This window comes from Caulobacter sp. GSs2 (genome assembly GCF_058680895.1).
The window spans coordinates 20,031-40,599 of sequence record NZ_JBZWJL010000002.1; the positions used below are offsets into that span (position 1 = coordinate 20,031).

Here is a 20,569-nt window from a genome sequence, read left to right on the forward strand (position 1 = left end):
GCGCGGTCGGGGTCAGGCGCGAGGGGGCTTACTAAGACGGTCGGAGGCCCGTGAGGGCGGCAGGCCGGCGATGGCCGGGGTAAGACGCGCGTGGGCGATGGCAAGCGCGCCTGTTTGCATGGCCTGCGTGCCAATCAGCGGCGTAGCATGATGACAGTGCCCATGCAGGCAGGCATCGACATCGCCTTTGCCATGCTCATCGCCCGCCGCGTCGAGCGATGCGGTGGCTTCCACCACCACCAGACTTTCGGCAGAAGACGGCTCGATGCCACAGATCGCCGCATCGACCGCAGGCGCAACGACCAGCGACAGCAGCAGGCAGGCGATCACAACGCCTCCCGTTCGCTTTAGCCATGTCGTCAGCTTGATCATAAAGTTTCCTATATCAGCGAAAGTTTTGGCCGGGAATGCGTTACATAGTCACAAACGCGACCTTATTCTTATCCAGTCCGATCGTCGCAAAATCGGGCCAGATCGCTTGGCAAGTCCATCGGCCTCTTTGGCGGGACGTCGGCGCCGCCGGTGTTGCCTACGGGAAGCCACCCCAAGAGCGACAAGATCCCGCCCCCGGCCAGACGTAAGATCTGCCCCCTCACCTCCCGGCCGTCGCCCCGCTTTAATCCGATCCTGAGCATCATCCAGTGGGTCCAGCTGTGCGCTCCGGCCCAAGGCTGACCCAGGATGTGGGCTCGCTCAAGGCGGCCAAAGGCTTCGGCGAGGTGCCCCGCCGCGAAGGCGGCCTTGGCAAGATCGGCCTCGTGAACATAGGCCAACCAGCGTTCCTTCGATTTAAGCATCGCGATCCTCTGTAGCGGGCGAACGACGGGTCAAGATTATCGGGCGATCCAGGTCTATCCCCGCCGAAGCGCTTGGTCGGGGCGCGGGCTCGCTCGTCGCGGCGCGGCGTTCGGCGCGCGCCTGACGAATGATCTGGTAGGCCGAACTGAGGAAGACACCGGCCAGGAGCAAGCCGACGATCAGGTCGGGCCAACGCGAATTGGTAAGCCAAACCAGGGCGCCGGTGGCGGCGACCGCGAGACACTGGATCAGGTCGTTGCGCGTACACAGCCAGACCGACCGGACATTGGCGTCGCCGTCCCGGAAGCGAACGAGCAAGGCCGCCGCCAGGAGATTGGCCAAGGCCCCGAAAATGCCCAAGGCGGAGATCGCCTGACCGGACGGTGGCGCTCCCGTCCAGGCCCGCCAGACCGCATACCCCGCGACCGACAGCGCTACGGCGCCCAGGCTGACGCCCTTGAAGAGGGCCGCGCCGCTTCGGATCGCCACCGAACGACCGATCGCCCAAAGGCTGATGGCGTAGGTGGCGCTATCGGCGAGGAAGTCGAGCGCGTTGGCTGACAGCGACACCGACCCATGCAGCAGCCCGCCGATCAGGACCACGACGAACCCGACAAGGTTGATGGCGATCACGCCGCGCAGGGCGCGACGGTAGGCGGGCGTCGCGCCGTCGAATTTGACGTCGGCGCCGCAGCAGCTCGAAACGGCGGGGGTGGGGGAACAGGACTGGATCATGACCTCAGCCTGCATCCTCTAGCCACTAGAGGAGCAAGCGCTTATTTTGGGACGCAGGAGACGCCATGACCTTTTCCATCGGACAGCTCGCCACCGCCTCGGGCGTCAAGATCCCGACCATCCGGTTCTACGAAGAGATCGGCCTGATGCCGACCGCTCGCCGCGCCGCCAACGATCGGCGGATCTATGGCCAGGAGGGCGTCCAGCGGCTGGCTTTCATCCGTCACGCCCGGCAGTTGGGGTTCTCGGTCGAGGCGATCCGCAACCTTCTGGATCTGTCCGACCACCCTGAACGCCATTGCGGCGAAGCCAACCGCCTGGCCGCTTTGCAGCTAGACGACGTCGAAGCCCGGATCGCCCAGCTGGAAACCTTGCGCGTCGAGCTGCGGCGAATGGTCGATGCGGCCTGTAGTGGTCAAGCGTCAGACTGCCGGGTGATTGAGGCGCTGGCTGGCTAGAGCCGCGCTCAGCAAACCTACGGGTCCATTTTCAAGACTGTTCGCCGTCGAGCGCTGTCCCGCCGCTTGGTCGATCGCCAAAGGATCCAGCCGCTCAAGGGCGATGCTGTCGAGGGTTTGGTGCTGGGACTTTCGGCGCTCGCGCACACAAGCCAGATCAATATGGCGGCCATCAAGGCTTCGGTTAGGTCGTCAACGGCCCCGCCTCGATCATGGCTCGCCTTGCCGCTAGCTGCTTCTGACTTGGATGGATCGGCAAGCGAGCTCGGCGTGGACGCTTAGTCGTCGGTCTCGGCCATTGCCATGGCCAGGCTGACCAACTGCCGACGTAAAGCTGGTGACATCACTGTGAAAGCCGCCACCAGTTCGTAGGCGCCGCGCTGATTTAGGAAATCGGTCAGGCCGAAGGCAATGGGGCCATCGCCGACGGGCGTTTCCAAGCCTTCGAAGAACGACGCCAGCGGCGTCTTAGGCGGTGTGGACAAAGTGCCTGAGCCACAGTCGTATGGATGCGACGAGAATGAAGCCGAGGAAGCTGTCGGCTGTTTTGTCGTATCGGGTAGCCAGCCGTCTGTTGTTTTTGAGCTTTGAGAAGCAGCGCTCGACCAAGTTTCGCAGAGCGTAGATGTGCCCGTCGATGACGGGCTGAACCTTGCGGTTTCGCTTGGCTGGAATGACAGCGGCGACGCCCCTTGTCGCCAAGTCGTCGCGGATGAAGTCGGCGTCGTATCCCTTGTCGGCGAGCAGGACGCGGGGCTGGGGCCCTGGCTGATCCATGACCGGGCCGTAGCCCTTCACATCGGAGACCTGGCCGCCGCTCAGCGTGACCGCGACAGGGAGGCCCAGAGCGTTGCTGCGGAGATGGATCTTGGTCGAGAAGCCACCTCGCGAGCGGCCAAGACCCTGATCCTGATCCCCTTTTTTAGCGCCCCAGCGGCGTGCTGATGAGCGCGAATAATGGTGGAATCAATCATCTGAACACTGTCCTGGCCTTGCCCGGTCTCGTTCAGCGCCTCCAGCATCACGTCCCAGAGCCCAGACAGCGTCCAACGCCGAAACTGGCGGTAGACCGAGTTCCACTCGCCAAAATGGCTGTGCAGATCACGCCAGGCCGTGCCCGTTCGAGCGATCCAGAACACCCCGTCAAGCACCAGACGGTGATCCCGGGGCCGTCGCCCCCGACGCGGCCCCTTCTCAATCACGAAGGGTTCGAAAAAGGCCCACTCATCGTCCGACATCAAACCGCGAACCAAGGCTGCTCTCCCCAAAGAACAGCCTTGAATCAGTGATCAGCCGATTTGGGAATCCACTTTGTCCACACCGCCTAAGCTTCAAGGCGATCTCATAGAGCTTGGATGAACTTACGCGGTTAGACCCCCGCTCATACTTTTGGACCTGCTGAAAGGTCAGGCCCAGCGAGTCCGCAAGCTCAGACTGTGAAATTCCCAAAGCCTTGCGCCGCGTCCTGATCAAGGCGCCCACATGTAGATCGACATGGTGGGGTGCAGCGCTATTAGCGCCTTGGGGAACAAGCTTCTTCATTTTGTTGGTCTTGGCTCGACGGGGATAGCTGGACTTCTCGTAGGTAAGTCGCTGCGGCCTACTCGTCTAGCGCAGGGATCGGCGGGCGCCATCGTGAGACCAGATCAAGGTGCTCCTCTCCCCGGGTCGAGCGAGCAACATTGAGGCGGATGTAGAGTCCCTGGGCGCTATGAGATCGCACCGCGGCGTCCCATTGCTGGCGGGCGTCCAGGAGACTGCCCACGGCTCCGCAGCACATCACCTGCGGGGTTGTCGCACGCCAGCGCACATAGACGAAGTTGCCCGCCGTTGAAGGTAGCTGCGCAGGATCTTCAATGAGCCTGAAGCGATAGATCGCGCCTGAAGCGCCGGGGAGGTCCAGATGATCTTGCACCTTGGCAGCATAGGCCTTGCCTGCGGAAAACTCACGGGCCGACTACGCCGATGGTGGTCTCACAGTGCCTCTGTCTTCAATTGACTCTGGGTCGTAATGGGTCCGAGCCGGTTTGAGGGCTGAACCAAAAAGGGAGAGGTCTCCCTCTGAGCTTGAGCCATGGGGCTCAATCTACCCCCTCGGCGGGGATACCCCGCAACGCCCCGTTGGCTAAGGGGCCTCGCCCCTCGCGCGCGGAAGACCGGCCTTGGTGTGTTCCCTGCCTTCCTCCCCTCGGTCGTGCAGGCCGGGCGATCCCCCTCCCCTCCCCCGGTCATCCGCTTGCTACCCCCGCCTCGCCGGCGGGCAGGGGTTGATGCGCAAGGCATCCAGTCCTGACCGGAGATCAACCGTGACCGACAAGCCTCTCTTCGCCAGCCAGGCCGAAACTAACGGACGGCCTTCACTGGGATCCTCAGGCCGAGCCGATAGCCCGGACGCTCTTTGCGACGGGTTTGTAACCATGCAGATCGATTGCCATGGATGGCCGATCCGGAAATTCGACCATCAATCGTAGCTCCCCGCCGAGTGCGCGGATGTGTCGGCGCAGCGTCGAAACGAGCGCGTCATCGCCGCGTTCCAGCTTGGATACCCGATCCTGTGATGTGCCCATGGCGGCAGCCACCTCGACCTGCGTGCGCTTGACCGCCTCCCGGACCTCCCGAAGCGTGACTTCGCGGATGAGTTCTTCGCCGCGAGCTTCCCCGGCCTCCTGGACGGTCTTGGGTTGCCGCGCGATCCAAGCGTTGGCGTCGACGGTGCGATAGGTCATTTCAGCGCCTCCAAATGTTGATCGAAGCGGGCGTCAGCCCGCTTGATGAGTCCCTTGTAGAAACGGCCCGAACTGACGCCTGACTTATCGCCGCCAATGAGCAGGATGGCAGCGCGTTCGGGGTCGAACGCGAAGGCGATGCGCCACACGCCGCCGTCGGCGCGAAGGCGCAGTTCCTTCATATTCGCGTGCTTGGAGCCGCTCAGGGTATCGACAGCGGGCCGGCCGAGGCTGGGTCCGAGATGCTCAAGCGACCTGATCCCGGCGATCAACTCTATACGCACGGCCTCCGGCAGAGCATCCGCCTCGCCCGCGAAGTCGGCATGGAACTGTACCGTCCAAGTCATAGCAATATATGGCGCGCAATGAATATGCTGTCAATTGCATAGTTTGATTCGGCACCGTGTGCCGATCGGTGTCTGACTCGCCTATCCATCGAACAATCCCGGGTGCTGTCAATTTAACCCCTCAAGTGAAGCCGAGCCCCCTCCCCTTCTGAAATCTAGGCGCAGGTCGCCCCTGACCATGCCTGGAAGGCTGCGGCGCGAAAGATCCTGAGTGTTGGCCGGGTTGTCAGATGTCGGGCGGTATAGAAGGTGTTGTAGATCGCTGCGTGGTTGGTGAGGAACCTCTGGGCGGAGGGCTGGGACTTGAACCCCTGCTGCTGCCGCTCCCGCCTTCGGATGGGCAGGTGGGAGTTTTCCGCCCGGTTGTTCTCCCGCTTTTTGCCGTTGTGATGGATGTGAGAAAGGCCGAGCTCAGCCAAGGCTGAGCCATAGGATTTCAGACGATCGGTAACGATCGCGGTGGGTGCCACGGGCTGGTTTCGGAGCAGGCGTTTGAGCAGCGTCAGGGCCGCCGCCGTGTCCCTATGTCGTTGCATTACAAGATCCAGCACCTCGCCCTCATCATCGACGGCGCGCCAGAGATACATCCGCTTGCCCCGCACGTTGCAGACCATCTCGTCCAGGTGCCAGCGGGTGGACGGGGCTGGCCGCCACTGCCGCAGAGCCCGTGCGAACTGGGGTCCGAACTTGATCGTCCAGCAGCGGATGGTCTCATAGCTGACCTCGATTCCGCGCTGAGCCATCATGTCCTCCACGTCGCGAAAGCTGACGCTGAAGCGGAAATAGAGCCACACCGCCTGGCGGATCACATCGGCTGAAAACCGGTGACGCTTTAACGAGATCGGCCGCATAAACCCGTACCCCACAACGACTTCCTCAGCCGATAAGTGGAGACATTCTAGCGTTAGCCTGACAGCACCTTCGACGTTGCCAGCCGCGTTCGAGCCCGATCAAGAGTCCGATCGCCAGGGCCACGCCCAGCCGCCCCAAGGCCTCAAATTCTGACACGCCTTCACAACCTCCTGGGGGCTCGGCCTTGGGGGCCCAGGCGAGCAGATGCAGCGCCGCGATCCGCCCTTACAACCAACCTGAGAGCCCGGCGCATCCGCACCCTGTAATCGGCGGCCAGACGGAACGTCCCTTTAGCAGAACGCTGTCGGCCGCCGGTGCGCTTGCGCGCCTCGGGCGTGCTCGCCGGACCAGATTCGCGGAGGGGATCGCAGTATGATGATGGCACGCAGGATCGCGCGCTCAGGGCAGGTCCTCAGCTTAGCGCTGGGATTGCTGGCGTCGCGTGCGACGGCGGAAACCTTGGCCGATGCGCTGAATTCGGCTTACCGGACGAACCCTGGCCTGCAGGCTCAGCGAGAAGGCCAGCGCGCGGTCGATGAGGAGGTGTTGCAGGCGCGATCCGGCTATCAGCCCACGCTCGGCCTCACCGGCGGCGTCCTGGGCAGCGACACCGCCCTGCCCCTGCTCGGCCAAATCAATGCTTCAGGCGTCGGCCTGGTCGGTGAGCAACCGCTCTATACCGGCAGGCGGGTCGCACATGCGATCACGGCCGCCGAGGCCGATGTGGCCGCGGGCCGCGAGGGGTTGCGCACCGCCGATCAAGCCCTGCTGCTCAACGTGATCGCCGCCTATGTCGACGTGCGCCGCGACCTGGAGCGTCTCGTCATCAGCCGGGAGAGCGCCTCGGCTCTGGGCCGTCAACTCGACGAGGCGCAGGCGAACCTGCGGGTCAACGTGATCACGCGGACGGACCTCGCCCAGACCGAGGCTCGGCTTGCGGCCGCCCGCACTCGCGTCGCCGCCGCCGAGGGCCAGCTCGGCATCAGTCAGGACAATTACCGAGCCTTGGTGGGCCATGCGCCGGCGGACCTCACCCCGGAGCCGCCGATCGCCACGGCCCTGCCACCCACACTGGGTGATGCTCTGCGCGTCGCAGCGGACCGCGATCCGCGGACACGACAGGCCGAGGCAGCCGCCCGGGCCAGCACCGCTCGCGTGGCGGAGGCGAAGGCCCGCGCCCGCCCCGAAGTGAGCCTGCGTGCGAGCGTAGGCATGGCCGGCGGCGGGTCCGCTGGAGCCTCGCCCTTCGGCAACTATGATCGGTTCGGTGCGGCGGCGGTCGTCTTCAAATTGCCGCTGTCCTCCGGCGGCCTGATCGCGTCGGGCGTGCGGCAGGCGACGGCGCGCGCGGCCGCCGCAGACCTCAACGTGGACGAGGCCCGGCGAGACACTGAGCGGTCCGTGTCGCGGGCTTGGCGGCAGGTGACGGCGGCGAGGGCCGGCGTCGCGGGCAATACCGAACAGGTTCGGGCTGCGACCGCGGCCTGGCAAGGCGTTCGCCGCGAAGCCGAGGTCGGACTGCGCACGCCGCTTGACGTGTTGAACGCCGAGCAGGCGCTGCGGGAAGCCCAGTTCGGCCTGGTGAACGCCCGCCGGGACGAGTATGTCGCCTCGGCGATGTTGCTTGCCGCGACGGGCGCGCTCGATCTTGACGTGCTCGCGCCGGGTGGCCAGGCGTACGATCCGGTGTCGCGCGCGGCCACCGTCTTGTCCCGCCAAAGAACCGCGCCCTGGGCACCGATGATCGAAGCGCTCGACCGCATGGGGGATGGCCGGCCCGCCAGCCGCTGACGTCCGGCGTGATCGACGCCTCACGGCAGATGGAACACAATGTCGGACCGCGGTTTCTGGGCGACCTCCCCTCCTGGCCGCGAAGGGCCTGCGCTCTGGGTCACCCTTCGCCTGGTGCGCAGCCTCTTCAGGACCGATCGCTCCTAACCGCCTCGCTCGCCGGCCTGCCCACGCTCGGGGAGGCCGAGGACTCCTGGCAGGACGCCTCCATCAAGGGGTGACGCCATAGAACGGGCAGAAAACCGCGCTAAGCGGACAAACTTGGGACACTGGTCAGCAGCGCCATCGATCAGGTCGTTTCGAGCGCTTTACATGCGGCTGGTATGGAACCGCCAGCACCCTCCAAGATCGTTAGGTGGGGCGCGGCGATCAACGTGGATTGAGGCTGGCTTCAAGCCGGCGAGCCGGTGAAATTGCCAATCTCGACCGAGTGGTCGGGAAAGGTCGCGGTGATGTGCAACTCGCCGCCCATAGCCGCAATCAAGTCACGCAATGTGCTGACCTTCATGTCGGGACGACGGACCAGCCGCGAGATGGCCGGTTGTTGCACCTTCATGACGTTCGCCAACTCCTCCTGGCTGATGCCGAGGCCTTCGCGGAGCTGTTCCAAGCTGACCATTTCGGCCATGAGCTTCGTCTTCCGCGTTGCATTCGCGGCGAGACGTTCGGGGCTCCAACCCTTCTTGAGGTCGGAAAACGTGCGATGTCCGCTCATTTCAACAATCCTTCCTGCTTCAAATCCTTCAGGCGCACATCGTAAAGTTCGTCCGCGACCGGGATCATCCGCTCATAAAAGCGATCGTCACCCGTTTTGTCGCCTCCGATAAGCAGGATCGCCGACCGACGCGGATGCTGCGCGCGCTCGCTGCTTGATGGCAGCGCGCTTCGCAGGCGCTCCCGCCCTCCGCTTCCGAACGTGTTACGGCACGGAGTTCACCTCGACGGCCATTCTGGCCTGGGCGGAGGATCATCGCGTCGCCTGGCATTATATCGCGCCGGGCAAGCCCACCCAGAACGGCTTCGTGGAGAGCTTCAACGGCCGGATGCGTGACGAACTGCTTAACGAGACCCTGTTCTTCGGCCTCGACCACGCCCGCCAGAAACTCGCGGCGTGGGCCAAAGATTACGACACCCGCCGGCCGCACTCATCGATCGGCTACCAGACCCTCGGGGCCAATGCCGCGCACCTGAACGCAACTGGCCGACCCGCTGCGCAATGTTTAAGCTCCACGGCCCGGTCAGTTGCTCACACCGCACCATACGGCGTAACCCATGCCGCGACTCTGGTCCGCGCTGGATGAAAGATCAGAGGCAGGTCAATCAGCAAGCCGCTCGGGCGCTAAAAAAGGGGATCAGGATCAGGGTCTTGGCCGCTCGCGAGGTGGCTTCTCGACCAAGATCCATCTCCGCAGCAACGCTCTGGGCCTCCCTGTCGCGGTCACGCTGAGCGGCGGGCAGGTCTCCGATGTGAAGGGCTACGGCCCGGTCATGGATCAGCCAGGGCCCCAGCCCCGCGTCCTGCTCGCCGACAAGGGATACGACGCCGACTTCATCCGCGACGACTTGGCTGCAAGGGGCGTCGCCGCTGTCATTCCAGCCAAGCGAAACCGCAAGGTTCAGCCCGTCATCGACGGGCACATTTACGCTCTGCGAAACTTGGTCGAGCGCTGCTTCTCAAAGCTCAAAAACAACAGACGGCTGGCTACCCGATACGACAAGACAGCCGACAGCTTCCTCGGCTTCATTCTCGTCGCATCCATACGACTGTGGCTCAGGCACTTTGTCCACACCGCCTAGTAGGGGCCAAGGGTGCCGCCCCAAGCAGCAGAAGGGCCACGCTCTGGAAGGGCGTGCCGTTGGGCTGCGGCTGCTCAGGTGACGCGCAAGGGCACGTGCTACGAATCATCAACCGCCGTCCAGACGCCGGTGGGCGGCGATCGTGAGAGGTTGGGAGGTCAATGTACCTTCACCATGCCAACACCCTTGATGTTGTTGAACGAGTCGGTCTGGTGACAAAGAGAACACTGTTCGACCCGAGCCGCCTTCTGGCCTGAGATGGAACGGTCCATCATTTCGAAATGCATCATGTAGTGGCTGGGCGGCGCCTTGTGGCACTGCGCGCAGTCGGTGGACTTGGGGCTCGGATGGAGAAAGGTCTTGATCTCCCAGCTCTCGGTCTGGTGACAACTGGCGCACTGCTTGCCGAAGAAGCCGTCGTGAGGATCTTGGACGGCATGGCAGGTGGCGCACTGCAGGCTCCCCGAGCCGCCATCGCGCCGCCGTGCCACCGCTTCGAGCACAGCGTGATCCATTTTTATAGCCCGGACTTCGCGACCCCGGTGCTCGACGTGACAGCCTTTACAATCCCCAATGTTTTGGTGGAACGCGGTCGCCGGCTTCATTAGCAACTCCTGCGCTGGCGCATGGCAGGTGACGCACTTCTGCGCCGTCACGCCTTTGACCGGCGCATGACAGCTTTCACACTTGTCGCCTAGGAAGGCGTGGGCTTCCGATAAGGCGCCCGGCCGCACCGCACCGGTCCATCCGGGCAAGGCGTGACCGCCACCCTGCCAAAGCGTCCACACGACCCCAAAGACCAAGACCATGCCGAATATGCTCAGCGCCGCGTAGATCGGACCCGGCATCTTCATGGGAGCCACCTCAGTCCATAGTAGATGCCTGACCAGATGTGGAGCGAGAGAAGCGTGTACATAACGATGGCGGCCAGGATGTGGGTGACCACCCACCCGTTGAGCGAGCGCTTCAAAGTGTCGCGTGCGCCGATGGCGAACTCCAGATCGGAAATGGCGCCCAGCAGGTGATCCATTCTGAGGCCGGAGGGATCGACCACGAGTTCATCCTTGAGTCTGGCGGCGGCCAGGGCGAGGCTGTCGTAGCGATCGCGCAGCACAGAAAGCTGGCGTTGTTGATCCCGCAAATCCTGGCCGAGCTCGACCAGGAAGTACCGTCCGACAAAGCCGCTGGCGACGACCAGGAGCATCGAGACCATAAGTCCGATGCCCAGGGGACTTTCCAACTTGTGACCAGAGTGCAGGACGCCCAGCACCGCCCCGACCGCGCCGGCATAGACGTGGAAGGTCAGCACTTGGCCTAGGGATACGCGTCCGGTGACGAGCGCCTTGACCCGCCCCTGGCGCTTGACCAGCGTGTAGGTGAGCAAGGCCACGAAGAGAAGGGCCGCGGCGATGCCCAGGACGCTGCCCGGCAAGCTGCCGGGGAACCGCGGGGCGGAGTGAAACAGAAACGCGGGCGCGGTGAGCGCCAGCGCGCTCAACAGTCCTTCGACGATGACCTTCTCACTGCGCGTCATGTCATGCGTCCACGACGAGGTCGCCGACGGACTTCGCCTGGCAGGCAAGAATGACCCCGTCGCGCTTGTCTTTCTCTGTGAGGGAGTCCTGAACCTCCATGGTCACGGATCCCTCCCGGAGCGGCACCTTGCACCGTCCGCAAATCCCCACGCGACACTCGTAGTCGATGGCCACGCCGATCGCCTCGGCGGCCTCCAGCACCGACTGATCGGGGGCCAGGCGTCCGGACTTGTTGGACTTCGAGAAGGTGACCGTCGCCTGCGCGGACGGGGGGGCGGAGGGAGAGGAAGGTGCCACATCGACGACGCCCGCGACCACGGCCGGCGGAGGCTGGGTTTCAAGAACCGGCCCGCCTTTGGGAGGAGCAAAGTCCTCCGTCTTAACCTGATCGTCGGGCACGCCAAGTTGTTGGAGGACGCCTTTGACCGCGTCCATCATCGCGGGCGGGCCACAGAGGTGAACTCGGCGGCGAACGATCTCCGGTGCCGCAGCACTGATGAACTCGGGCGTCATGAACCCGACCGGACCGCTCCAGTCGCTGCCCTCCGGCTGGGCCACGATGCTCGTGACGTGCACGTTCGGGTGTCTGCGCCCAAGATGCGCCAGTTCCTCACGGAAGATGATGTCGGCGGGCGTGCGTACGCCGTAGAGCAGGAAAATGTCGTGCGGGTAGGCTCGGTCGGTCAGGTAACGCAGCACGCTCATCATGGGCGTGATGCCAACCCCGCCCGCGATCAGGACGATGCCTTCGGCCTCCTGTCCGGTGAAGAAGAAGCTACCAGCGGGCGCGGCTACCTCGATGAGGTCGCCAGGGTCCACGTGGTCGTGGAGGTGGCGTGACTCCAGGCCGTATTGCTCGCGCTTGACGGTGAGTTCGATGTAGTCCCGCTGGCTGGGCGACGAGGAGATCGTGTAGGATCGGCGGACCTTCTTGCCATCGATCTCCGACGTCACTGTCGCGTACTGCCCCGGTAAGAAGGTAAATGGGAACGGCCCGACGTTCGGCTCCATCAGCCGGAAAGTCTTCACCCCAGGTGTTTCCTCGAAGATCGCCTTGATACGTAAGACGCCGAGCCAGGGGCGCCGGGGAGGCGCTCCCCCCTCCGCCGCCTTGGCCGCCGCAGCAACCGCTGGAACTGGCGCATCGGCGCCGCCGGACCTTGCCGAGGGCGTAGGTGGAGCGCCTGGCGTCAGCCGTTGGGCAAGCGTCCCAACGCGACGGGCGCGCGTCCACTGAACCCAAAGCGCCGCCGCGAGGGCGGCGGTCAGAAGAACCATGAACAGTGCGTGCAGCCACGAGAGACCGCGAAAGCCGCCGGCCATCCCTGAGTGGTCCGCCGTCGGCAACGCCATCTCCTGGCGGAACCAGGCCAGGGCGGTCTGCGCAGGCGGCTGCCCATCCTCAAGCGCCTGAAGCGCGCTGGCCCCGCTTTGCGCCAGCGAAAGACCGCCTCTGATGTCGCGCAGGGCTGTGAGTGCGACAGCGGCGTCATTGGCGGCCTGGGCGCGATGCAGAGCCGCCTGCCCTTCCGTGACCGCCTGCGACCCTGATCCCAGTCGCATCAGCGCTTCAGGCCGAATCCGCGCGCGCGCTTCGTCGGTGAGCTTCGGAAAGTCCATCATGGACGCGTAGAACGGCTTGGGTCCCGTGGGGCCGCAGCAACCCGCTGCGCCTCCGCCTGCCCCCCCGCCCGTGCCGGAGGGCGCCATCATATCTCCCATCATGCCGCCCATCCCGCCTCCGGCTGCGGGCGCTGCGGTGGGACCTGCGCCCGCGGTCGAGCCGGGGGCGGCCTTCATGCCACTCATCCCAGCCCCTGCGTCCGGGGTCGCGCCCGCGGCTGGTGGGTGATGCGCGGTGTGATCTTCTGCGGACACCTGGGCGAGAGCCAAGGGGGATTGCGCCATGGCTAAAGCCGCCGCGGCTACGGCGGCGGCTCTCAGGCCAGAGGGGCGAGACGGCGATGGAACAGTGTGCATATGCAGGCGAGATCCTGGACCCATACGATGCTTTTAGTCGGAAGGCCGCGCGGCTTTGAAGGCAAGATGTAGAAGGCAAGATGTAAGAGACGCTGCGATCGAGCGTCCCTTACAGCACCAGGGCAACTGAAGTCAGCAGGGCTCCGCCATAGCGCCCAGACACGTGCTGCTTGGCCGTCCCAGTGCTCTACTCATCGAAAAGAGAGGAAGTGCGAAGTGGCAGGGGAGATTCGGGTCGGCGTAAACGGCTATGGGGTGATCGGCAAGCGTGTGGCTGACGCTGTGCGCGCGCAGCCGGACATGCGCCTGGTGGGCATCTCCGACCTCGCCGTCGACTGGCGTACACGAGCGCTGCCCCGCAAAGGCATCGCTTTGTTCGCCGCCACCTCTGAAGCGCACGCGCGGCTCGCGGCGAGCGGGATTCCTGTCGAAGGGAGCCTGCAGGACCTGCTCGGCTCCATCGATGTCGTCGTGGACTGCACGCCGAAGCGGATCGCTGCGGAGAATGTGCCCGTCTACCGCCAACTCGGCCGGAAGTTCATCGTGCAGGGAGGCGAGAAGCACGGCGTTACCGGTCACTCCTTCGTCGCGGAATCCAACTATCAAAGCGCAGTCGGCCTCGACGCGACCCGCGTCGTCTCCTGCAATACAACGGCGACGGTGCGGACCTTGACCGCCTTGAAGCGGGCTGGGTTGCTCCGGCGCGCTCGCGGCACGCTCATGCGGCGGGCCACCGACCCGTGGGAAAGTCACCTTGGCGGTATCATCAACACCCTCGTCCCAGAACCGGAGATCCCGAGCCACCAAGGTCCGGATGCCCAGACGGTCGACCCTGACCTCGATGTGCTGACGATGGCCGTCAAGGTCCCCGAGACGATCGCCCACCTTCACTACTGGTCGGTTCAGCTTTCCCGAAGCGCCCAGAAGGAGGAGGTGCTGGACGCCTTCCGCGCTTCGCCCCGCATTTTCCTCATGCCCGACAGCTATGGCCTAGCTGCGATCAATTCGGTCAAGGAGCTGATGGCGGACCTCGGCCGCCCCCGGGGCGATCTCTACGAGGTCGCGCTTTGGTCCGACATGCTGCGCGTGGAGGGCGACGAGATGTTCTATACCTATATGGTCGACAATCAGGCCATTGTTGTCCCCGAGACCATCGACGCCATCCGGGCGCTCGCCGGCCGCGAGCCCTCTGGGGCCGCATCGATACGCGCGACCGACGAGGCCTTGGAGATCTGGCGCGATCCGTTCAGCCCTGCTGGGGGCTAGCGTTCGCATCCCTTGCGGCGGCGCCGCCGCCGCTAACGGTTAGATCAGCCATGGCGCGCGAAGACCCGCGTCTTGCCTCCCGGCATGAGCAGCAGCGTTTGGTAGGCCTCGACATCACCCCTTGGGGACTCCATGCCGGGGGACCCGAAAGGCATGCCCGGAACGGCGATGCCTAGGGCTTTTGGCCTCTCGCGCAGCAAGCGCGCAATGTCGGCCGCCGGTATGTGGCCGACCACGACATAGCCACCGACCGTCGCGAGATGGCATGACGACAGTTCGAATGGTACGCCATGTCTGCGTCCGATCGGACTGACGTCCTCCACGACCACCTCCTTCATGAGGTACCCCGCCCGGCGCATGTGGGTGATCCAGCCCTTGCAACAGCCGCAGCTGGCGGTCTTATAGACCGTCACAGGGGTCGGGCTCGCCGCGAGGGCGGGTGCTTCGGACACGAGCGCCACGCTGGCGGCCAGCAGATATCGACGGGTCAGCATCTCTGTCATTCCCTTGCGATTCAGCGGCGCGAGCCGCAGCAGCAGGAGCCGCTGCTTGTCGCGGCCGCCGCGTCCTGTTGGTACAAGGCCGGTGTATAGCCGGCCTTGCTGATCGCCGCCGCCACCGCGGACGGCTCGCGGTCAGACCGCACCTCGACCCGCTTGCTGGCGAGGTCAATGGCGATGTCCGCGGCTGTATCCAGCGCGTTGATGGCGGCGGTTACAGCTTGGACACAGTGCCCGCAGCTAAGGTCTTTTACGTGATAGAGAAGCATCGAAACCTCCTAGTTTGATCGCCTCCCCTGACCAGATGGGGCTTTCCACGATGGTAAGGTCAAGGCCGCGCATCGCCGGTGCACGCGCCGCCGATCGTCGGCGTTCCGAAGATGGATGAGCGCCGTCGTCGGCACGGCCGGGCCTGCTCATTGCGGCATCTCCACGTGCCCGCCGAACCCGAAGCGCATCGCTGACAAGACCTGATCGGCGAATGTGTGCTCCACCCGGCTGCGATAGCGCGCGAACAACGCCGCGGAGAGGACGTTGACTGGAACCGCCTCCTCCATCGCCGCGTCGATCGTCCACTGCCCTTCGCCTGAGTCGGAGACCCGGCCCGAGAACTGGCTCAGCATCTGGTCCTTGGCCAAGGCCGCGGCGGTGAGGTCGAGCAGCCAGGAGGAGATGACGCTGCCGCGCCGCCATACTTCGGCGATATCGGTCAGATTCAGATCGAACCGTTCCTCGGCCGGCAGCTTGGCCGAGTTCCTGCCCTTCAGAATGTCAAACCCTTCAGCGTAGGCCTGCATCAACCCGTATTCGATCCCGTTGTGTACCATCTTCACGAAGTGGCCGGCGCCGGCGGGACCGGCGTGAATGTAGCCCTGCTCGGCGCGCGGATCCTCACCCTCCTGCTCCATTCGGTCCGGTGTGCGCGGAATGGCGCCGAGCCCCGGCGCCAAGGCTGAGAAGATCGGGTCGAGCAGAGCGACGGTCGCCTTGTCCCCGCCAATCATCATGCAGTAGCCGCGCTCCAGGCCCCAGACTCCGCCGGACGTGCCGACGTCCACATAGCAAAGGTTCTTCTCACTCAGCGCGCGCGCGCGTCGAATGTCGTCCTTGTAGAAGCTGTTGCCGCCGTCGATGATGATGTCGCCCGGCTCGGCCAGTCCCGTGAGCGTCTGAATGGTGTTCTCAGTGGGCAGGCCCGCTGGCAGCATCACCCAGAAAATGCGCGGGGACGCCAGCTTGGCGGCGACGTCCTCCAGCGATGACGCCGCCATCGCGCCCTCTCCAGCGATCGCTTCGATGAGCGGTGCGTTTCGGTCGAAGGCCACGACGTTGTGCCCTCCGCGCAATAGCCGGCGCGCGATATTCGCGCCCATCCGACCCAGACCGATGACCGCTAGACGCATGGCGTTGGTTTCCTCATTGGGGACGTGCGGCGGCGGCCGCATGCGGGTTCGCCAGGCGCGCCTGGGTCGGGTCCTGATGATCACCGAGAAGCGTATCGCGCTTGGCGGACACGGCGTGGAGCAGGGCGTCCATAGCCGCCGCGAAAAGCTCTATACCCTCTTCAACGAGGCCACGGGTGACCGCGTCCAGGTCGAGGCCGAGGCGGTCTGCCTCCGAGAGCACGCGTCGCGCGCCCTCGATGTCCTCGGTGAGCGTCGGGCGGATCGCGCCATGATCTCGGAACGCCTCCAGCGTGTTGGGCGGCAGGGTGGTGACCGTGGACGGCCCAATCAGCGATTCCACATAGAGCGTGTCGGCGTAGGCGGGATCCTTCACGCCCATGGAGGCCCACAGCAGCCTCTGGGGCATCGCACCCATCGCGGCAAGCGCCTCCCAGCGCCCGCTCGCAAGCAAGGTCCGATACCAAGTGTAAGCGACCTTAGCGTTGGCGATGGCGACCTTGCCGCGGAGCTCCGCGAGGTCAGCGCTCCGCGGATCCTTTGTCGCCAACCGCGCATCGATGGCCTGGTCGATCTGCGTGTCGATGCGGCTGACGAAGAAGCTAGCGACGCTGGCGATCCGGTCGATGGGATCGCCCTTCTTAACGCGTGCCTCGAGCCCGGCCAGATAGGCGTCCGCGACCGCTTGGTAGGCGCCGAGCGAAAACAGCAAGGTAATGTTGACGTTGACCCCTGCCTCGACCAGCAGCCGAAGAGCGGTTACGCCGGCCTTTGTCCCGGGGACCTTGACCATCAGGTTGGGCTCGTTGACGGCCGCCCATAGCCGCCGCGCCTCCTCGACGGTCGCTGTGGCGTCGTTGGCGAGGTGTGGCGAAACCTCAAGGCTGACATAGCCCTCCTTGCCGCAGAGCCTGTCGTAGACGCGGCGCAGGTCGGCGGCCGCGGCCTTGACGTCGCCGATGGCCTGGCTCTCGTAGAGGTCCTGCGTGCTCGCGTCGGCCCTGACGGCGGCCGCCCTGAAGCCCGCGTCATAGGCATCGCCGTGACCCATCACCTTCTCGAAGATGGAAGGATTGGAGGTGACGCCGGTGAAGCCGTCTTCCTCGACGAGCTTGCGCAGGCCGCCGTCGGACAGGAACCGGCGATCGATGAAGTCGAGCCAGACCGCTTGTCCGGCCTCGCCAAGTGCCTTCAGACGACTGGTCATGAGTGCTTCCCGATGATGCCACGCGCGACGGCGCAGACATTTTCGATGGTGAAGCCGTAATGCTCCTGGAGCATGGCCAACGGCGCCGAGGCGCCGAATGTCTTCATCGTGATCGTGCCGCCGTCACTCCCGACATAGCGATCCCAGCCGATCGAGCCAGCCTGCTCAACGGCAAGCCGTGCGCGTACCTCGTTGGGAAAAACGTGCTTGCGATAGGCATCGTCCTGCATCTCGAACAGATACCAACTTGGCAGCGAAACCACGCGCGACCGTACGCCCTCCGCGCTCAGCTTCTCGTGGGCCGCCACGACCATCGGCAGTTCGCTACCAGTGCCGATCAGGATGATTTCGGGATGGCCGCCTTCGCAATCTACAAGGATATAGCCGCCCCGCTGCAATCCGTCAGCCGACGCATATCTGACACGGTCTAGCGTGGGGATCGCTTGGCGGGACAATAGCAATGCAGTCGGCACGTTGCTGTGCTCCAGCGCGACCTTCCAGGCGACCGCCACCTCGTTGGCGTCGCCCGGGCGGATCGTGTTCAGCCCTGGAATGGCGCGCAGTGTAGCAAGATGTTCAACCGGTTGGTGGGTTGGGCCGTCTTCGCCGACACCGATGCTGTCGTGTGTAAACACGAAGATGACCGGCAATTCCATGATCGCCGCCAGCCGGATCGGTGCGCGCATATAGTCGGCGAAAACCAAGAACGTGGAGCAGTAAGGGCGCAGATAGGACAGCGCCATGCCGTTTGCGATCGAGCCCATCGCGTGCTCGCGCACGCCGAAATGCAGGTTGCGGCCCGCAGGATCACCGCGCCCGAACGCCCCCGCCCCCTCGAAGGTCATCTTTGTCTTGGTCGACGGCGATAGGTCCGCAGAACCACCCATCAGCAGCGGGACGTGGGGCGCTATGGCGTTGAGCACCTTGCCGCCACTGTCGCGCGAGGCAAGGCCTATGGCGTCTGTCGGAAAGCTCGGAAGTGCGGCCTGCCAGCCACCGGGCAGCTTGCCTTCACGGAGCAGGTCGATCTGTGCGGCTTCCATCGGAAAGGTCTTGCGGTAACGCGCGAAGGTCGCCTCCCAGGCCTTCCGCACCGGCCTGACGCGCTCCGCAATGGCCGCCTGGAACGCCTCTGCCACGCCGTCCGGGACGAGGAGCTGGCTGTCCTCAGGCCACCCGTAGGCCTTCTTGGTGGCGCGGACGTTGTCCTCGCCTAGCGGCTCGCCGTGCGCTTTCTCGTTGCCGGCCCTTGGGCTCCCCCATCCGATCACGGACTGCACCACGATCAGCGTGGGCCTATCGTCGGTCGCCCCAAACACGTCAAACGCACTTGCGAGCGCGGCGGTGTCGTTGGCGTCCTCAACATGGACGACGTTCCAGCCATAGCCTTCGAAGCGTTTGCCGACATCCTCGGTGAAGGCGAGCTCGGTCGATCCTTCGATCGAGATACGATTACTGTCGTAGATCCAGCACAGGTTCGAGAGCGCCAGGTGGCCGGCGAGCGACGCCGCCTCGCCTGAGACGCCCTCCATCATGTCGCCGTCGCCACACAGCGCATAGACGTTGTGGTCGAACAGGACGAAGCTGTCGCGGTTGAAACGCGAGGCCAGCGCACGCTCCGCAATCGCCATGCCAACGGAGTTTCCGCAGCCTTGGCCGAGGGGACCAGTGGTCGTCTCGACGCCCGTGGTGATCCGGTATTCGGGATGGCCGGGCGTCTTCGAGCCGAACTGCCGGAACTGCTTGATATCCTCCAAGCTGACCGCGGGCTTTCCAGTCCGCTTCCCGTCGGCCGCGATCTCTTTGACCCCGGCCAGGTGCAAGACTGCATAGAGGAGCATCGAGGCGTGACCGACCGACAGAACGAAGCGATCGCGGTTCGGCCAATCGGGCGTGTCCGGATCGTAGCGCAGGAAGTCTCGCCATAGGGTGTACGCCACCGGGGCCAGCGCCATCGGCGTGCCCGGATGGCCCGAGTTCGCCTTCTGCACGGCATCCATCGCTAGCGTGCGGATGGTGCCGATCGCTAGGCTTTCAAGCGATCCCTCCCCCCACAACGGGTTGGGCGGCGAGTGGATCATCAGCTACCCCTCCCGGCCGCGATCGTCGGCGCGTCAACAGCGGGCCACCAAACGGCTGGGCTGAGTATGATCGGTCGATGTGAGCCGGCAGGCGGTGCGCCCTGGCCACAGCTGGGCGCCGACGATGGGGCGGCAATACGTCTCGTCAGAGCGTTGTCGTCGGGCTCATCTGCGGCCATGCGCTTTTTCCTCCTGCCTTTGCTCTATCTGACCGTCACAGCGAAACACCCCGCGCCAGAGCCATCGATCCGGGACTAGTGGTCCAGGTGGGCCGTGTGCTCACGGCCCACGTCAGGTCCGGGGTGCCTCTTGCGTCCCGCGGCCGCCCAGAGCGTTCTCCGCGCCGATCGGAGGTGCTACATGTCGTCGTGAGCGCTCGGCTTGCCGGCCATCGGGGGCGTAGTCGGGGACCCGGCCGGCGGATGAGCGCCCGCCTTGGGCTGGCCCATCCCGCCGTGGCCCATGCCGCCGTGGCCCATCATCATCTCGCCGCACATCTTGTGCATTTTATCCATCTCAGCTTTAGACATGGGCTTGCCATCCGGCCCCTTCATGCCGCCCATTTGACCTTTGCCGGCAGGCATCTTGCCGCCCATCATCCCGCCGCACATCTCATGCTGCGCAGCAGCCGCCTTAGGAGGCGGCGTCTTCGCCGGCGGCCCGTCGGCCAGGGCGTAGCTGGCCGAGAACAGGGCGCAAGCGGCGGTAGTCGTGACGATGAGAGACTTCATGACTTCGCTCCAAAACAATGGTTTCAGGTAAGGACGCTCGCGCCGTCAGGCCATTACGCGGATCAAGGGAAAGAGGCGATTGCGTAGACGCGTGTCAGTCTAGAACAGGTGGCGGGGCAGGTCGTTCTAGCTAACGTGTAGGCTAATCGTCTGCTCGTTTTGGGCGAAGTCCATCTGGGGGTATCGCCCCCGAAGCCAGAGGCCTTGTAGTTACGCGGCATGCCCCGCCCGGCTTCGAGGGCGCGACCGATCCGGTAGGTGACGCCACCGTTGCGTGACCAGACCGCGGTGCCGCAGCGAAATTCGCGTCATCGGCGAGTCGCGTCTCGTCGGCCGTCTTCGGACAGCTCGGCGCGCTGGGC

Annotated in this window: 21 protein-coding genes and 3 pseudogenes; 5 read left to right on the forward strand and 19 right to left on the reverse strand. The window is 64.7% G+C overall.

The genetic code is table 11. The features are described 5' to 3' along the window. Nucleotides 1-12: 12 nt before the first annotated feature. From ACW17Z_RS19060 to ACW17Z_RS19070, 3 genes are all read right to left on the reverse strand, one after another. Entirely contained in the window at nucleotides 13-372 is a 360-nt protein-coding gene (locus ACW17Z_RS19060; protein ID WP_492058732.1) for a hypothetical protein, read from the reverse strand. Nucleotides 373-440: 68 nt separating this feature from the next. Then, entirely contained in the window at nucleotides 441-797 is a 357-nt protein-coding gene (locus tag ACW17Z_RS19065; RefSeq protein ID WP_492058734.1) for a DUF3703 domain-containing protein, read from the reverse strand. Continuing rightward, nucleotides 790-1,533, reverse strand: a complete 744-nt coding sequence (locus ACW17Z_RS19070; RefSeq protein WP_492058736.1) for a cation efflux transmembrane domain-containing protein — start codon at nucleotides 1,531-1,533, stop codon at nucleotides 790-792. Before ACW17Z_RS19070 ends, ACW17Z_RS19065 begins: the two co-directional genes overlap by 8 nt. A 65-nt stretch (nucleotides 1,534-1,598) precedes the next feature. Between ACW17Z_RS19070 and ACW17Z_RS19075 the strand changes: the two genes are divergently transcribed. After that, nucleotides 1,599-1,991, forward strand: a complete 393-nt coding sequence (locus ACW17Z_RS19075; protein ID WP_492058737.1) for a MerR family transcriptional regulator — start codon at nucleotides 1,599-1,601, stop codon at nucleotides 1,989-1,991. 278 nt (nucleotides 1,992-2,269) lie between these two features. Here ACW17Z_RS19075 and ACW17Z_RS19080 read toward each other — a convergent pair whose 3' ends face one another. From ACW17Z_RS19080 to ACW17Z_RS19105, 6 genes and pseudogenes are all read right to left on the reverse strand, one after another. Beyond that, a complete protein-coding gene (locus ACW17Z_RS19080; RefSeq protein ID WP_492058739.1) occupies nucleotides 2,270-2,476 on the reverse strand; it encodes a hypothetical protein in 207 nt (68 codons plus the stop codon). After that, nucleotides 2,460-3,229 (reverse strand): IS5 family transposase gene (locus ACW17Z_RS19085; protein ID WP_492058741.1). Its coding sequence is split into 2 segments (ribosomal slippage): nucleotides 2,460-2,921 and nucleotides 2,924-3,229, totalling 768 coding nucleotides; the frame shifts between segments, so codons are not numbered across the junction. The genes ACW17Z_RS19080 and ACW17Z_RS19085 overlap by 17 nt, the downstream gene beginning before the upstream one ends. A gap of 85 nt (nucleotides 3,230-3,314) precedes the next feature. Then, a pseudogene (locus tag ACW17Z_RS19090) lies at nucleotides 3,315-3,533 on the reverse strand (helix-turn-helix domain-containing protein); the annotation flags it as partial. An 827-nt stretch (nucleotides 3,534-4,360) separates the two neighbouring features. Continuing rightward, nucleotides 4,361-4,717 (reverse strand): helix-turn-helix domain-containing protein, encoded by a 357-nt coding sequence (locus ACW17Z_RS19095; RefSeq protein ID WP_492058742.1) that lies wholly within the window; start codon nucleotides 4,715-4,717, stop codon nucleotides 4,361-4,363. Then, nucleotides 4,714-5,064, reverse strand: a complete 351-nt coding sequence (locus ACW17Z_RS19100; RefSeq protein WP_492058744.1) for a type II toxin-antitoxin system RelE/ParE family toxin — start codon at nucleotides 5,062-5,064, stop codon at nucleotides 4,714-4,716. Before ACW17Z_RS19100 ends, ACW17Z_RS19095 begins: the two co-directional genes overlap by 4 nt. Nucleotides 5,065-5,219: 155 nt before the next feature. Beyond that, entirely contained in the window at nucleotides 5,220-5,915 is a 696-nt protein-coding gene (locus ACW17Z_RS19105; protein ID WP_492058745.1) for an IS6 family transposase, read from the reverse strand. Between the two features lie 373 nt (nucleotides 5,916-6,288). On the opposite strand from ACW17Z_RS19105, the gene ACW17Z_RS19110 reads away from it, so the two are divergent. Further along, entirely contained in the window at nucleotides 6,289-7,707 is a 1,419-nt protein-coding gene (locus ACW17Z_RS19110) for a TolC family outer membrane protein (RefSeq protein WP_492058747.1), read from the forward strand. A 391-nt stretch (nucleotides 7,708-8,098) separates the two neighbouring features. On the opposite strand, the gene ACW17Z_RS19115 is transcribed toward ACW17Z_RS19110, so the two are convergent. Continuing rightward, on the reverse strand, nucleotides 8,099-8,422 hold the full coding sequence (locus ACW17Z_RS19115; protein ID WP_492058749.1) for an XRE family transcriptional regulator: 324 nt from the start codon (nucleotides 8,420-8,422) through the stop codon (nucleotides 8,099-8,101). Between the two features lie 208 nt (nucleotides 8,423-8,630). On the opposite strand from ACW17Z_RS19115, the pseudogene ACW17Z_RS19120 reads away from it, so the two are divergent. Both ACW17Z_RS19120 and ACW17Z_RS19125 read left to right on the forward strand, forming a co-directional pair. Then, nucleotides 8,631-9,008 (forward strand): annotated as a pseudogene (locus ACW17Z_RS19120) (integrase core domain-containing protein); the annotation flags it as partial. Nucleotides 9,009-9,039: 31 nt separating this feature from the next. Beyond that, nucleotides 9,040-9,504, forward strand: a pseudogene (locus tag ACW17Z_RS19125) (IS5 family transposase); the annotation flags it as partial. A 158-nt stretch (nucleotides 9,505-9,662) separates the two neighbouring features. Here the strand turns inward: ACW17Z_RS19125 and ACW17Z_RS19130 are convergent. Genes ACW17Z_RS19130 through ACW17Z_RS19140 form a run of 3 tightly spaced genes read right to left on the reverse strand, consistent with a single transcriptional unit; the run spans nucleotide 9,663 to nucleotide 12,659 of the window. Next, a complete protein-coding gene (locus ACW17Z_RS19130) occupies nucleotides 9,663-10,358 on the reverse strand; it encodes a cytochrome c3 family protein (RefSeq protein ID WP_492058750.1) in 696 nt (231 codons plus the stop codon). Further along, nucleotides 10,355-11,038, reverse strand: a complete 684-nt coding sequence (locus ACW17Z_RS19135; protein ID WP_492058752.1) for a hypothetical protein — start codon at nucleotides 11,036-11,038, stop codon at nucleotides 10,355-10,357. Before ACW17Z_RS19135 ends, ACW17Z_RS19130 begins: the two co-directional genes overlap by 4 nt. 1 nt (nucleotide 11,039) lies before the next feature. Then, on the reverse strand, nucleotides 11,040-12,659 hold the full coding sequence (locus ACW17Z_RS19140) for an FAD-binding oxidoreductase (RefSeq protein ID WP_492058754.1): 1,620 nt from the start codon (nucleotides 12,657-12,659) through the stop codon (nucleotides 11,040-11,042). 576 nt (nucleotides 12,660-13,235) lie between these two features. Here ACW17Z_RS19140 and ACW17Z_RS19145 point away from each other — a divergent pair. Further along, nucleotides 13,236-14,285, forward strand: a complete 1,050-nt coding sequence (locus ACW17Z_RS19145) for a type II glyceraldehyde-3-phosphate dehydrogenase (RefSeq protein ID WP_492058756.1) — start codon at nucleotides 13,236-13,238, stop codon at nucleotides 14,283-14,285. Nucleotides 14,286-14,329: 44 nt separating this feature from the next. Here ACW17Z_RS19145 and ACW17Z_RS19150 read toward each other — a convergent pair whose 3' ends face one another. The 6 genes from ACW17Z_RS19150 to ACW17Z_RS19175 all read right to left on the reverse strand — a co-directional run bounded on the left by ACW17Z_RS19150 (nucleotide 14,330) and on the right by ACW17Z_RS19175 (nucleotide 20,207). After that, nucleotides 14,330-14,779 (reverse strand): DUF411 domain-containing protein, encoded by a 450-nt coding sequence (locus tag ACW17Z_RS19150; protein WP_492058757.1) that lies wholly within the window; start codon nucleotides 14,777-14,779, stop codon nucleotides 14,330-14,332. Nucleotides 14,780-14,799: 20 nt separating this feature from the next. Further along, nucleotides 14,800-15,054 carry a heavy-metal-associated domain-containing protein gene (locus tag ACW17Z_RS19155; RefSeq protein ID WP_492058759.1) on the reverse strand — a complete coding sequence of 85 codons (255 nt, stop codon included), beginning with the start codon at nucleotides 15,052-15,054 and terminating at the stop codon, nucleotides 14,800-14,802. Between the two features lie 147 nt (nucleotides 15,055-15,201). Then, the gene (gene gnd / locus ACW17Z_RS19160) at nucleotides 15,202-16,188 is read right to left on the reverse strand and encodes a phosphogluconate dehydrogenase (NAD(+)-dependent, decarboxylating) (protein WP_492058834.1); all 987 of its coding nucleotides are present in this window, start codon (nucleotides 16,186-16,188) and stop codon (nucleotides 15,202-15,204) included. A gap of 13 nt (nucleotides 16,189-16,201) precedes the next feature. Next, nucleotides 16,202-17,395, reverse strand: coding sequence for a transaldolase (gene tal, locus ACW17Z_RS19165; RefSeq protein WP_492058760.1), 1,194 nt, complete (start codon nucleotides 17,393-17,395; stop codon nucleotides 16,202-16,204). Further along, entirely contained in the window at nucleotides 17,392-19,476 is a 2,085-nt protein-coding gene (tkt, locus tag ACW17Z_RS19170; protein WP_492058762.1) for a transketolase, read from the reverse strand. Before tkt ends, tal begins: the two co-directional genes overlap by 4 nt. Nucleotides 19,477-19,832: 356 nt before the next feature. Further along, nucleotides 19,833-20,207, reverse strand: coding sequence for a hypothetical protein (locus tag ACW17Z_RS19175; protein WP_492058764.1), 375 nt, complete (start codon nucleotides 20,205-20,207; stop codon nucleotides 19,833-19,835). Nucleotides 20,208-20,569: the final 362 nt, after the last annotated feature.

Excerpts from the sequence above, each read along its gene's own strand:
- ACW17Z_RS19175 (WP_492058764.1), bottom strand. The coding sequence starts at position 20,207 with ATGAAGTCTCTCATCGTCACGACTACCGCCGCTTGCGCCCTGTTCTCG.
- ACW17Z_RS19135 (WP_492058752.1), bottom strand. The coding sequence starts at position 11,038 with ATGACGCGCAGTGAGAAGGTCATCGTCGAAGGACTGTTGAGCGCGCTG.
- ACW17Z_RS19130 (WP_492058750.1), bottom strand. The coding sequence starts at position 10,358 with ATGAAGATGCCGGGTCCGATCTACGCGGCGCTGAGCATATTCGGCATG.
- gnd (WP_492058834.1), bottom strand. The coding sequence starts at position 16,188 with ATGCGTCTAGCGGTCATCGGTCTGGGTCGGATGGGCGCGAATATCGCG.
- ACW17Z_RS19060 (WP_492058732.1), bottom strand. The coding sequence starts at position 372 with ATGATCAAGCTGACGACATGGCTAAAGCGAACGGGAGGCGTTGTGATC.
- ACW17Z_RS19155 (WP_492058759.1), bottom strand. The coding sequence starts at position 15,054 with ATGCTTCTCTATCACGTAAAAGACCTTAGCTGCGGGCACTGTGTCCAA.
- ACW17Z_RS19070 (WP_492058736.1), bottom strand. The coding sequence starts at position 1,533 with ATGATCCAGTCCTGTTCCCCCACCCCCGCCGTTTCGAGCTGCTGCGGC.
- ACW17Z_RS19140 (WP_492058754.1), bottom strand. The coding sequence starts at position 12,659 with ATGGACTTTCCGAAGCTCACCGACGAAGCGCGCGCGCGGATTCGGCCT.
- ACW17Z_RS19150 (WP_492058757.1), bottom strand. The coding sequence starts at position 14,779 with ATGCTGACCCGTCGATATCTGCTGGCCGCCAGCGTGGCGCTCGTGTCC.
- ACW17Z_RS19075 (WP_492058737.1), top strand. The coding sequence starts at position 1,599 with ATGACCTTTTCCATCGGACAGCTCGCCACCGCCTCGGGCGTCAAGATC.
- ACW17Z_RS19110 (WP_492058747.1), top strand. The coding sequence starts at position 6,289 with ATGATGATGGCACGCAGGATCGCGCGCTCAGGGCAGGTCCTCAGCTTA.
- ACW17Z_RS19115 (WP_492058749.1), bottom strand. The coding sequence starts at position 8,422 with ATGAGCGGACATCGCACGTTTTCCGACCTCAAGAAGGGTTGGAGCCCC.
- ACW17Z_RS19100 (WP_492058744.1), bottom strand. The coding sequence starts at position 5,064 with ATGACTTGGACGGTACAGTTCCATGCCGACTTCGCGGGCGAGGCGGAT.
- tal (WP_492058760.1), bottom strand. The coding sequence starts at position 17,395 with ATGACCAGTCGTCTGAAGGCACTTGGCGAGGCCGGACAAGCGGTCTGG.
- ACW17Z_RS19065 (WP_492058734.1), bottom strand. The coding sequence starts at position 797 with ATGCTTAAATCGAAGGAACGCTGGTTGGCCTATGTTCACGAGGCCGAT.
- ACW17Z_RS19105 (WP_492058745.1), bottom strand. The coding sequence starts at position 5,915 with ATGCGGCCGATCTCGTTAAAGCGTCACCGGTTTTCAGCCGATGTGATC.
- tkt (WP_492058762.1), bottom strand. The coding sequence starts at position 19,476 with ATGATCCACTCGCCGCCCAACCCGTTGTGGGGGGAGGGATCGCTTGAA.
- ACW17Z_RS19095 (WP_492058742.1), bottom strand. The coding sequence starts at position 4,717 with ATGACCTATCGCACCGTCGACGCCAACGCTTGGATCGCGCGGCAACCC.